Origin of the sequence: Streptococcus gordonii, from assembly GCF_001553855.1 — a bacterium.
Classification (GTDB): domain Bacteria; phylum Bacillota; class Bacilli; order Lactobacillales; family Streptococcaceae; genus Streptococcus; species Streptococcus gordonii.
Window position 1 is genome coordinate 98065 of the sequence record NZ_LQWV01000037.1, and the last position, 12037, is coordinate 110101.

Here is a 12037-nt window from a genome sequence, read left to right on the forward strand (position 1 = left end):
CTGGCTGAGACCAGTTTTTTTGTATTTTTATCGAAAATGCCGATTAATTTTGATATAATAGAATCAATTTGTGATAAGAAAGAGAAATCATGGTGAATATAGAATTATTAAAGTCGGAACTAGCGGGAATTGATATCCGTTTTGATGAACCACTGAAGAAATACACTTACACAAAAGTTGGTGGTCCAGCTGATTATTTAGCTTTTCCTCGTAACCGATACGAATTAGTTCGACTGGTCAAGTTTGCTAATAGAGAGCAGATTCCATGGATGGTTCTGGGGAATGCTAGTAATATCATTGTTCGTGATGGTGGTATTCGTGGCTTTGTGATTATGTTTGACCAGTTACATACCATTATGGTAAACGGCTATACGATTGAAGCCGAAGCCGGGGCTAAATTAATCGACACCACTCATGTAGCCCTACATCATAGCTTGACAGGTTTTGAGTTTGCATGTGGAATTCCAGGAAGTGTAGGTGGAGCTGTCTTCATGAATGCTGGCGCCTATGGTGGCGAAATCGCTCATGTCCTAGTATCTTGTAAGGTCCTGACTCCAGAAGGAGAAATCAAGACGATTTCAGCAGAGGAAATGAAGTTTGGCTATCGCTCTTCGGTAATTCAGGAAACGGGTGATATTGTCATTTCTGCTAAATTCGCCCTTTCTCCAGGAAATTACACAGCCATCCAGCAGGAAATGAAACGTCTGACACACCTGCGTGAACTTAAGCAACCGCTAGAATATCCATCGTGTGGTTCGGTCTTTAAACGTCCTTTAGGCCATTTTGCTGGCCAGTTGATTAGTGAAGCTGGTCTCAAGGGACATCGGATTGGTGGCGTTGAGGTTTCAACCAAACACGCTGGTTTTATGGTCAATATTGCAGATGGAAATGCTCAGAACTATGAAGATTTGATTGCTCACGTGATTCAAACTGTTGAAAATGAATCTGGTATAAGGTTGGAGCGTGAAGTCCGGATTATTGGAGAGACTTTACAGTAAAATTTTACTGAGATTGAAATGTTAGATAAGAAGGTTAGTCGTTGTCTAGTAATGAACGACTTTCTGCTTTTTTCTGACCGCTACGTTTTAGTTGAGGGGGTGACGCCTATCGATATCGCAAGTATGCAGGGCACTAGTTGCCCTCGAGAAGCAGTAGCGGCTTGACAGAGCCCCAATCTGTTAATACATGAAAAAGAAGGAATTTATGTGAATTGAAAAAACCAATTATCGAATTCAAAAATGTTTCTAAGGTTTTTGAGGATAACAATACTGTTGTTTTAAAAGACATTAACTTTGAGCTAGAAGAAGGAAAATTTTATACTCTTTTAGGTGCTTCAGGGTCTGGTAAGTCTACGATTTTAAATATTATCGCAGGTCTCTTAGATGCCTCCTCAGGAGATGTCTTTTTAGATGGGGTACGGATCAATGACGTACCTACCAATAAACGTGATGTACACACTGTCTTTCAGTCTTATGCCCTTTTTCCGCATATGAATGTCTTTGAAAACGTGGCCTTTCCGCTACGTTTGCGTAAGGTTGAGAAGAAGGAAATTGAACGTCGTGTCAAAGAAGTGTTGAAAATGGTTCAGCTGGAAGGTTTTGATCGCCGTTCTATTCGAAAATTATCAGGAGGTCAGCGACAACGGGTTGCCATTGCTCGAGCGATCATTAATGAACCTCGAGTAGTCCTCTTAGATGAACCACTATCAGCTCTTGATTTGAAATTGCGCACGGACATGCAGTATGAACTTCGTGAGTTGCAACAGCGCCTAGGGATTACCTTTGTCTTTGTTACTCACGACCAGGAAGAAGCTCTAGCAATGAGCGATTGGATCTTTGTCATGAATGACGGAGAAATTGTCCAGTCTGGTACACCGGTTGATATCTATGATGAGCCGATTAACCATTTTGTTGCGACTTTCATTGGAGAGTCTAACATCCTTCCGGGTAAGATGATTGAAGACTATTTGGTTGAGTTCAATGGTAAACGCTTTGAAGCGGTGGACGGGGGTATGCGTCCTAATGAGTCGGTTGAAGTTGTTATTCGACCAGAAGATCTGCGGATTACTCTGCCAGAGGAAGGAAAACTACAGGTTAAGGTTGATACTCAGCTTTTCCGTGGAGTCCACTATGAAATCATCGCCTATGACGAACTAGGTAATGAATGGATGATTCACTCGACTCGCAAAGCCATTGTCGGTGAAGTCATTGGTCTTCAGTTTGAACCAGAAGATATCCATATCATGCGTCTCAATGAAACAGAAGAAGAATTTGATGCTCGTATCGAAGAATATGTTGAAATTGAAGAACAAGAAGCTGGTCTGATTAACGCAATCGAGGAGGAAAGAGATGAAGAAAACAACCTCTAACCTCTTTATCGTTCCATATTTTTTATGGATTGTGCTTTTTGTACTAGCACCAGTGGCTATGATTATCTGGAATTCCTTCTTTAATATTGAAGGAGGATTCACCTTAGAAAACTACCGGACTTATTTTGCCTCTCAGAATTTGACCTATTTAAAAATGAGTTTCAATTCGATTTTTTACGCGGGAATTGTAACTTTGGTCACCTTATTGGTTAGTTATCCAACGGCATTTTTCTTGACTCAGCTCAAGCACAAGCAACTCTGGCTTATGTTGATTGTCCTACCGACTTGGATTAATCTTTTGCTGAAGGCCTATGCCTTTATCGGAATTTTCGGTCAGGATGGCTCTATCAACCAATTTCTTAGCTTTATCGGAGTTGGACCTCAGCAAATTCTTTTTACCGATTTTTCTTTCATTTTTGTTGCTAGTTACATTGAGCTTCCCTTCATGATTTTACCAATCTTTAATGTGTTGGATGATTTGGATCCAAATCTCATTAACGCCAGTCGTGATTTGGGAGCCAATCGTTGGGATACTTTCCGTCGCGTGATATTCCCACTTTCGATGAATGGAGTGCGCTCAGGAGTTCAGTCTGTTTTCATCCCTAGTCTCAGCCTCTTCATGCTGACTCGTCTGATTGGCGGAAATCGAGTTATTACCCTGGGGACAGCGATTGAGCAACACTTTCTAACGACACAAAACTGGGGTATGGGTTCAACCATCGGAGTGGTTCTGATTATTGCTATGCTTCTGATTATGTGGGCAACCAAAGAAAGGAGAGATCGATGAAGAAACTATCCAGTATCTATCTAGCTTTTGTCTTTCTGATTCTTTATCTGCCAATCTTTTATCTGATCGGTTATGCCCTCAATGCTGGTGACGATATGAATCAATTTACCGGCTTTAGCTTGACTCACTTTGAGAACCTCTTTGGTGACAAGCGTTTGATGCTGATTTTGGCTCAAACCTTCTTTCTGGCCTTTCTCTCTGCTTTAATTGCGACAATCATTGGGACTTTTGGAGCAATCTATATCTATCAAGCCAAGAAAAAATACCAGGAAGCTTTCCTTTCTGTCAACAATGTCTTGATGGTAGCGCCAGATGTAATGATTGGTGCCAGTTTCTTGATTCTCTTCACAAATATGAAATTCCAGCTGGGCTTTATCTCAGTTCTGGCTAGCCACGTGGCCTTCTCTATTCCGATCGTTGTTCTGATGATTCTGCCAAGGCTTAAAGAAATGAATGACGACATGATTAAGGCGGCTTACGACTTGGGAGCCAGTCAGTTACAAATGTTGAAAGAAATCATGTTGCCCTATCTGACACCAGCTATTATAGCAGGGTATTTTATGGCCTTTACCTACTCTTTGGATGATTTTGCAGTGACCTTCTTTGTAACAGGGAATGGTTTTACTACCCTCTCAGTGGAAATTTATTCTCGCGCCCGTCAGGGGATTTCTTTGGAAATCAATGCCCTATCTGCTTTAGTCTTTCTCTTTAGTATTTTACTGGTGATTGGCTATTACTTTATTTCACGAGAGAAGGAGGAGCAGGCATGAAAAGACTCTATTCCTTTCTAATCGGTATTGTTGCCATTGTCGCTGTCTTATGGCTAGTTAGTGTTCAGCTTGAAAATCAAACCAAAACTAGTGGTGGCGATAAGCTGGTCATCTATAACTGGGGTGACTACATTGATCCAGAATTGCTAGAAGAATTTACCAAAGAAACAGGAGTTCAAATCCAGTATGATACCTTTGATTCAAATGAATCAATGTACACTAAAATCAAGCAGGGAGGTACGACCTATGACATTGCCATCCCTAGTGAATACATGATTGCCAAGATGATCAAAGAGAATTTGGTAGAAAAGCTAGATCACAAGCAGATCAAGGGGATGGAGAATATCGGTTCAGATTTCTTAGACCAGCCTTTTGATCCAGGGAACCAATATTCTGTTCCTTATTTCTGGGGAACCCTGGGCATTGTATATAATAGCAAGTTGGTTGACAAGGCTCCAGAACATTGGGATGACCTTTGGCGCCCAGAATACAAAAACTCTATCATGTTGATTGATGGAGCGCGTGAGGTTATGGGCTTAGGTCTCAATTCTCTTGGCTATGGATTGAATGACAAAAATGCGGATCATTTGCAGGAAGCTGTGGACAAGCTCTACAAGCTTACACCAAACATTAAAGCCATTGTAGCAGATGAGATGAAGGGCTACATGATCCAAAACAATGCAGCAATTGGTGTAACTTTCTCTGGAGAAGCTAGGCAGATGCTAGAGAAGAACGAAGACTTACGTTACGTAGTTCCTAGTGAAGCCAGCAACCTTTGGTTTGATAATATTGTCATTCCAAAAACAGTTAAAAATAAAAAAGCAGCTTATCAATTTATTAACTTCATGCTGCGTCCAGAAAATGCCTACAAGAATGCGCTTTATGTTGGCTATGCAACACCCATTCCAAAAGCCAAGGCTCTTTTACCAAAAGAAGTCCAAGATGATGAAGCTTTCTATCCAACGGCAGAAACGATGAAACACTTAGAAGTCTATAAACAAATTGGACCAAAGTGGTTAGGGATTTATAATGACCTCTATTTACAGGTTAAGATGTATAGAAAATAAAAAAATGAGCTGGAACAGATGTTCTGGCTCATTTTATTGTTGACTTCCTTGCTCACTGCTACTAGCACTTGTCTCAGACTGGCTAGTAGAAGTGGTATCGTTGCTTGAAGAACTTGAACTGGTCTCCGTACTAGTTGCAACTGAACTCTCTTGTGTGGAGGTCTCAGTGGCCTCAGAAGTAGATGCAGTAGTCGTCTCTTTTTCGACTTCCTTGATGATAGTAGTCGTTTGAGCAGAAGAACTGGTATCTGATTTCTTTTGTTCATTGGACTTCATTGCATTCATAATAGTAATAGTCGCTGTGATAATACCCAGAACACTACCAATCAAGGTTAAGGTTTTCTGAAAAGCAGATAGGCCTTTTTTGATATGGCGCCCAGCTTTTCCAGTTTCCTGATTATCTTTATTTGTTTCCTTATTTTGACGAGAATAGTTGGTCATAATGTTTTTCAAACTCCTTTGCAAATACTAAATATGAATTCAAGTTCATTTCATATTTTCCATTATACGTCTTTTATTTTAAAATGTCTTAAAAAAATAAAAATTTTATATTTGAAAACGCAGTCAGTAGGTTTTTTCTTTTATCTCTAGCTAAGAAGTTTGATGATAAGAGATGTCTGGGTAAACTTTCAAAATAATAAAAGAAATCCTGCTTAGGGAAACGTGGCTTTTATCATAAAGTGAGGCTGGGAATTCTTTGTCCCAGCCTCTTTTAAATACCCATAAAGAATTTTAATTTTTTCCCTCTTGTAGAACAGCTTGCGCAACGGCAAGTCTAGCTGCAGGGACCCTATATGGTGAACAGGAAACGTAGGTAACCTCGATATCCTGGAAGAAAGAAATAGAAGTAGGATCTCCGCCAACCTCACCACAAATACCGATGGATAAATTTGGTTTTACTTGGCGAGCCTTGCTGACTGCAATTCTCATTAACTCACCAACACCATCCTTATCAATATTTTGAAATGGATCGGATGAGAGAATGCCCTTCTTTTTATAATGGCCAATAAATTTTCCTATATCATCCCGAGAGAAACCAAAGGTCATTTGAGTCAAGTCGTTGGTTCCAAAACTAAAGAAATCAGCTTCCTGAGCCAGCTTGTCTGCGGTCAGACAAGCGCGTGGTAATTCAATCATAGTACCAATTTCATATGGGAAGGGCTTTTGTTCATACTCATTGAAGAGACACTGGATATGTTCATTTAGATATGATTTAACAAAGTCCAGTTCTTTTTTATCTGCTATCAAAGGGATCATAATTTTTGGCTTGATTTTAAGTCCTTCTTGATGCAGTCTAATGTCACTTCTTAAAATAGCCTCGGCTTGCATTTTGTAAATTTCTGGCTGGGTAATTCCAAGACGGCATCCCCGATGACCTAGCATAGGGTTGCTTTCCTGCAAGTTCTCGATTTGACGGGCTAACTTTTCTGGTGACTTGTGCAATTTTTCGGCTAAAAGCTTGATTTCATGAGGATCCTTAGGCAAAAATTCATGCATTGGTGGATCTAAAAGACGAATAATCATCGGTTTATCCTGAACTGCTTGGAACATTTGGTAGAAGTCTTCTTCTTGGAAATGTAAAAGTATCTTGAGGGCTATCTTAATCTCCTCCTCGTTGTCAGCGAGAATGAGGCGACGCATTTCTAGGATCCGGTCTTGACCAAAAAACATATGTTCAGTACGAGCCAGTCCAACCCCTTGAGCACCAAATTTCATAGCTGTTTCCAAATCTTTGACAGTCTCAGCATTTGCTCGAACTTTCAGATGAGCAACTTCATCTGCCCAAGAAAGGAGACGCTGGAGCTCTTGATTATTTTCAACTAGGACGGTTGGGATTTCTCCGCTATAAATGCAACCTGAACTACCATCAACAGAAATGATATCTCCTTCAGTAAGGGTAAGACCTCCACATGAAAGTGTCTTGCTTTCCTCGCGAATGCTTAGTTCTCCACATCCAGCGACACAGCAGGTTCCCATTCCTCTAGCGACAACGGCTGCATGAGAGGTCATACCACCTTGACTGGTTACAATAGCTTGGCTGACCACCATTCCTTCAATATCTTCTGGAGAAGTTTCCTGTCTGACTAAAATAACTTTTCTTCCCAGATCATGTAGTTCTTTAGCTCGATCAGCTGTAAAGACTATTTCACCAGTAGCAGCTCCAGGACTGGCTGGCAACCCTTGTGCTATGAATGAAGCTTTTTCCAATGCTGTATCTTCAAAGACAGGATGAATGAGCTGACTAATAGACGCAGGAGATACTCTTAAGAGGGCATCATTTTTACTGATAATACCTTGGTCTACTAAATCTAAAGCGATTTTTAAAGAGGCTTTAGCTGTCCGTTTACCATTTCTAGTTTGTAAGATATAAAGTTTCCCTTTCTCAATAGTAAATTCAATGTCCTGCATGTCTTTATAGTGGTTTTCAAGAATACTAGCATAGTTTTTAAAGGCTTTATAAGCTTGAGGCTGAGCTTTTTCTAAGGCAGCAATAGGTTCTGGAGTCCGTATGCCAGCGACTACATCTTCTCCTTGGGCATTCAATAAAAATTCCCCGAATAATTCAGCTTCACCACTAGCAGGATTTCTAGTAAAACAGACTCCAGTTCCACTGTTTTGATCACTATTTCCAAAAACCATGGCTTGAACGTTTACAGCTGTTCCCAAATCATGAGAAATGTGATTTAAATCACGGTAAATTTTAGCTCGATTATTATTCCAGGACTTAAAAACAGCTTGAATAGCAGCGTAAAGCTGCTCTATCGGATTTTCTGGAAAATTCTTATTTTCTTGATGGTAAATTTCTTTATATTGCTTAACCAAGTCTTGGTGCTCAGCAATTGACAATTCTTTAAGGCTTTTATTCTGATTCTTTTCAAAGTTTTCTAATAAAGTATCAAAAAGTTCTTTAGGAATACCATATACAACGTCTGCAAACATTTGAAGAAGACGTCGGTAACAGTTGTAGGCAAAGTCAGGATTAGTCTGTTCGGCTAATATTTGTGTCCGATGATCATTGAGCCCAAGATTCAAAATGGTATCCATCATTCCTGGCATGGAGAATTTTGCACCGCTACGAACGGAGACTAAAAGCAAGTCAGAGTTCTCTCCATTAAAAGATTTATTCGTTTTCCTCTCAAGAAGGGTAATCGCTTTCAAAATATGATCTTTTAAAGAGGAATCAAAGAAATCAGGATTTTCGAGAAACTTGATGCAGCTTTCTGTAGTAATGGTAAAACCGGGAGGAACAGGCAATCCCAAATTGCTCATCTCTGCTAAATTGGCTCCTTTTCCGCCAAGGAGAGCTTTGTCATTCGCACTTCCTTCCTCGAAGGAATAAATCCATTTTGTCATATCTGCCTCCAAATTAATTTAATATGTGTCATATTAAAAGACAAGTACATTGTAATATACATCATATATACTTGTCAAATAAAAAAACATGCAGGTTTTTTGTTGACATATTTAATTTTTTTGATATAATGTGTAACAAAAATGATGATTATATAATAACTTTTAATTTAAATATGCCAAGAATATCCATTATTTATTTTTATCATTTATTGAATACAGAAAGGTTTTATGTTAATTGAAATTAAGCGAACGACAAAAGAAAATTGTAGAAATTGTTAAAGTTCAGCAGCCTTTAAGCGGTGAGAAAATTTCGGAGCTACTGGATATTTCTCGGGCGACATTACGATCAGATCTTTCCTTTCTAACCTTGGTTGGAATTTTAAAGGCTACTCCGAAAGTTGGTTACACGTATTCTGGCACTGATCTTGAAACACTTTTCTTTTTTGATACTTTTCGAAAAGAGGTAGCAGAGATTATGACTTCACCGGTCTTGGTAAGCCATGATTCTTATATTCAGGATGCTATTATTACTCTTTTTATGTATGATGCAGATGTTCTCTATGTCATTGATGAAGAAAAGCTTCTCCTTGGAATTATGTCGCGTAAAGATCTTCTGAGGGCTTCACTCAATTCTAATATCAATAGTACACCTGTAGCAGTTTGTATGACTAGGATGCCCCATATTAAAACATGTCACAAGAATATGAATATTTTAGAAGCTGCTGCCCTCCTTCAAGATTATGCCATAGATTCGTTGCCAATAGTGGACGAGGAGAATGAGCGTAAAATTTTAGGAAGCGTGACCAAGTCAGCCTTGTTGGATTATATTATTCAGCAAGCCCGAAGCGCTGAGGTGAATAGAGAAGAGGAATAAATATGAAAAAAGAAATGATTGTTTATAGTGTTTCAGATTCATTGGGTGGGACTTCGCAAAAGTTGCTGTCAGCAGTTACGGCTCAGTATCCGGATATCATTTTTAATAACAGCTATCGTTTTCCTTTTATTAACAAAGAGGAGGAACTGTTAGATATTTTGCGTGATGCCATCAAGGATGATGCCCTGGTTATTAGTACTCTGGTTGATGGAAAGCTAGCCTCTGTAGCTAGAGAGTTTAGTCAGGCTCACGGTCTGTCCTATTTGGATTTGATGCATCCATTTTTTGAAATTATCAAGGAAAAGACTGGAACTGACCCGATTGAAGTGCCTGGGACCCTTCATCGTTTAGCTAGCGAATACTTTAATAAAATTTCAGCCATTGAATTTGCGGTTAAATACGATGATGGTAAGGCACCACAGGGATTTTTAGATTCAGATATAGTCCTGTTGGGTGTTTCTCGCACGTCGAAAACACCTCTTAGCATTTACTTGGCTAATAAAGGGTACAAGGTTTCAAATCTTCCTTTAATCCCAGAAGTTCCTCTGCCTCAGGTTTTGGAAAAAGTTGATTCTCGCCGTTTAATTGGTCTTGTGTGTGAGCCAGAAAAACTAGCGAAAATTCGTAGTCACCGTCTCGACTCTTTAGGCTTGACCCAAGAAACCAGCTATACAGATCTGGAAAAAATTTATCAGGAATTGGACTATTCTAAAACCGTATTTAAAAAATATGGAGCTCAGATCATTAATATGTCAGATAAATCAATTGAAGAGACAGCTTTCTTGATCGAAGAGCATTTAAAGAAACTGAACTAAGCGAATGAAGAGTTAACTGTTTTTCATAAATAGGTTAGAGCGTTGGAGGGCAGATATGGAGCAATATAAGCGTATTTTACTGAAAGAATTTGACTCTCGGCAAAAGGTTATTACAGAACTAACCAACCTTGAAGCAATTTTAAACCTTCCTAAAGGGACAGAGCTTTACATCAGTGATATTCATGGAGAATTCGAGGCTTTTGACTATATTTTAAGAAGCTGTGCTGGTATTCTTAATGAAAAAATTAAGGATTACTTCGGGGATTCTTTATCACAAGATGATAAAAACAGACTATCAGCTTTGGTTTCCTATCCAGAACTTGTCTTGAAAGAAGGCAATAAAAGCAGAGACTGGTATAAGGACACCATCCCTCAGCTGTTAAGCTTGCTGACCTTTGCAGCAGCCAAGTATAGTCGCTCCAAGCTAAGAAAGGCCTTGCCCCCTCAATATGCCTATATCATTGAAGAATTGGTTTATAGTGATACTACTTTAGCGGATAAAAAATCTTACTTCGAAAATATTCTGTCTTATGTTATTGAGCTACGCGAAGCTGTTCCTTTTATTCTGGGGATATCTGGCAGTATCCGTCGCTTATTGATTGACCACTTGCATGTAGTAGGAGATATTTTTGATAGAGGGGCTGGTAGTCCTCAAGTCATGGATGAACTCTTGCATTTTCATTCTTTAGACATTCAGTGGGGAAATCACGATATTATTTGGATGGGAGGCTTTTTCGGCTCTAAAGCCTGCATGCTCAATGCCTTGCGTATTGCAGCACGCTATGGTTATCTGTGGGATATCGAAAAGGCGTATGGCTTAAATCTTCGAGCCTTAACGCTATTTGCGGATAGAACCTATAAGGCCAATCCTAAGTTTAGACCTATTCTGGGACATAGAGAAGACGATTTCACTGCAGAAGAAATTTTACAGTTGGAAAAGGTTCATCAAGCTCTTACCATAATACAGTTTAAGCTAGAGAGTCAATTAATAAAAAGACGCCCTGAGTTCCAGATGGAGGACCAGGTTACCTTGGATAAAATTGATTACTGGGAAGAATGTCTGATGATCGATGATAAAAAACATCCTTTGATTAATACTTGTTTTCAAACTATTGATCCAACAAATCCATCAGAATTAAGTCCAGAAGAAGCGCAAGCAGTTGACAGTATGTTGGCTTCCTTCCAAGAATCTCTCAAGCTGGCTGAACATATCAACCTGCTCATGAAAAAGGGTTCAATGTATAAGATTTACAACCAACATTTGCTCTTTCATGGCTGTATTCCTCTTGAACCTTCTGGAGAGTTTCAACCTCTTATGATTCATCAAGCGCATTATGTAGGAAGAGAATTGCTGGATTTCTTTGAATACCATATTCGCCAAGCAGCAAAGAATAAGGAAATCGGCGATGATTTTTCGACAGACTTAATTTGGTATTGTTGGAGAGGTAAATTGTCCCCTCTATTTGGGAAAGATAAGATGACCACTTTAGAACGTTATTTTATCGAGGATAAGGAAACCCACAAGGAAGTGGAAAATTCTTATTTTTCTTATCGTAATTCTGAGAAAATTTGTCAGTTGATTTTAGAAGAATTCGGCCTCTTTTCCCAGGAGTCTAGAATGGTCAATGGCCATACTCCAGTCAAGACAGGCAAGGGAGAATCTCCTATTCGTGGTGGTGGCTTGCTCTTCGTCATTGATGGCGGTTTGTGTGAAGCTTATCAAGAAAAGACTGGAACAGCAGGATATTCTTTGCTGAATAATTCTTACGGTTTTCAACTGGTAACCCACCAACCCTTCCAAAATGCCCAAAAGGTAGTAGAAGCACCTTTTGCCCAGACTTCTTTAAAGAAAGTTATTGAAAATGTTGAACAGCGAACTCTGATTAAATCCACTAGTATCGGTCAAATATTGATGGCTCAGCAACAAGAACTTTTTGCTCTGCTACATGAATTTTACGACTTTTAAAACATACCCTAGATTCTTCTTGAATTTAGGGCTTTT

10 protein-coding genes are annotated in these 12037 nt (G+C 39.3%); 8 read left to right on the plus strand and 2 right to left on the minus strand.

Annotation, left to right across the window (positions count from 1 at the left end; all coding sequences use genetic code 11):
• The first annotated feature begins 89 nt into the window (after positions 1-89).
• The 5 genes from murB (at position 90) to AWH02_RS07750 (ending at position 4992) form a co-directional block, all read left to right on the plus strand.
• On the plus strand, positions 90-998 hold the full coding sequence (gene murB, locus AWH02_RS07730; RefSeq protein ID WP_045502202.1) for a UDP-N-acetylmuramate dehydrogenase: 909 nt from the start codon (positions 90-92) through the stop codon (positions 996-998).
• Positions 999-1210: 212 nt separating this feature from the next.
• Positions 1211-2368, plus strand: a complete 1158-nt coding sequence (locus tag AWH02_RS07735) for an ABC transporter ATP-binding protein (RefSeq protein WP_060553974.1) — start codon at positions 1211-1213, stop codon at positions 2366-2368.
• Complete coding sequence (locus AWH02_RS07740; RefSeq protein WP_012000265.1) at positions 2349-3155, plus strand: ABC transporter permease; 807 nt, start codon at positions 2349-2351, stop codon at positions 3153-3155. The genes AWH02_RS07735 and AWH02_RS07740 overlap by 20 nt, the downstream gene beginning before the upstream one ends.
• Positions 3152-3925, plus strand: coding sequence for an ABC transporter permease (locus AWH02_RS07745; RefSeq protein ID WP_008808976.1), 774 nt, complete (start codon positions 3152-3154; stop codon positions 3923-3925). Before AWH02_RS07740 ends, AWH02_RS07745 begins: the two co-directional genes overlap by 4 nt.
• Entirely contained in the window at positions 3922-4992 is a 1071-nt protein-coding gene (locus tag AWH02_RS07750; RefSeq protein ID WP_046165813.1) for an ABC transporter substrate-binding protein, read from the plus strand. Before AWH02_RS07745 ends, AWH02_RS07750 begins: the two co-directional genes overlap by 4 nt.
• 33 nt (positions 4993-5025) lie before the next feature.
• Here AWH02_RS07750 and AWH02_RS07755 read toward each other — a convergent pair whose 3' ends face one another.
• Entirely contained in the window at positions 5026-5433 is a 408-nt protein-coding gene (locus AWH02_RS07755; protein WP_060553973.1) for a DUF6556 family protein, read from the minus strand.
• Positions 5434-5724: 291 nt separating this feature from the next.
• Complete coding sequence (gene ppdK / locus AWH02_RS07760) at positions 5725-8346, minus strand: pyruvate, phosphate dikinase (protein WP_060553972.1); 2622 nt, start codon at positions 8344-8346, stop codon at positions 5725-5727.
• Positions 8347-8581: 235 nt separating this feature from the next.
• Between ppdK and AWH02_RS07765 the strand changes: the two genes are divergently transcribed.
• From AWH02_RS07765 to AWH02_RS07775, 3 genes are read left to right on the plus strand one after another with little or no spacing between them, the layout of a single operon-like run.
• The gene (locus tag AWH02_RS07765; protein ID WP_012000270.1) at positions 8582-9220 is read left to right on the plus strand and encodes a CBS domain-containing protein; all 639 of its coding nucleotides are present in this window, start codon (positions 8582-8584) and stop codon (positions 9218-9220) included.
• Between the two features lie 2 nt (positions 9221-9222).
• Entirely contained in the window at positions 9223-10035 is an 813-nt protein-coding gene (locus AWH02_RS07770) for a pyruvate, water dikinase regulatory protein (protein ID WP_060553971.1), read from the plus strand.
• A gap of 55 nt (positions 10036-10090) precedes the next feature.
• Positions 10091-12001, plus strand: coding sequence for a fructose-bisphosphatase class III (locus tag AWH02_RS07775; RefSeq protein WP_060553970.1), 1911 nt, complete (start codon positions 10091-10093; stop codon positions 11999-12001).
• Positions 12002-12037: the final 36 nt, after the last annotated feature.

Coding starts and splice junctions, on each gene's coding strand:
- AWH02_RS07770 (WP_060553971.1), top strand. CDS start 9,223: ATGAAAAAAGAAATGATTGTTTATAGTGTTTCAGATTCATTGGGTGGG.
- AWH02_RS07755 (WP_060553973.1), bottom strand. CDS start 5,433: ATGACCAACTATTCTCGTCAAAATAAGGAAACAAATAAAGATAATCAG.
- AWH02_RS07750 (WP_046165813.1), top strand. CDS start 3,922: ATGAAAAGACTCTATTCCTTTCTAATCGGTATTGTTGCCATTGTCGCT.
- murB (WP_045502202.1), top strand. CDS start 90: ATGGTGAATATAGAATTATTAAAGTCGGAACTAGCGGGAATTGATATC.
- AWH02_RS07745 (WP_008808976.1), top strand. CDS start 3,152: ATGAAGAAACTATCCAGTATCTATCTAGCTTTTGTCTTTCTGATTCTT.
- ppdK (WP_060553972.1), bottom strand. CDS start 8,346: ATGACAAAATGGATTTATTCCTTCGAGGAAGGAAGTGCGAATGACAAA.
- AWH02_RS07740 (WP_012000265.1), top strand. CDS start 2,349: ATGAAGAAAACAACCTCTAACCTCTTTATCGTTCCATATTTTTTATGG.
- AWH02_RS07775 (WP_060553970.1), top strand. CDS start 10,091: ATGGAGCAATATAAGCGTATTTTACTGAAAGAATTTGACTCTCGGCAA.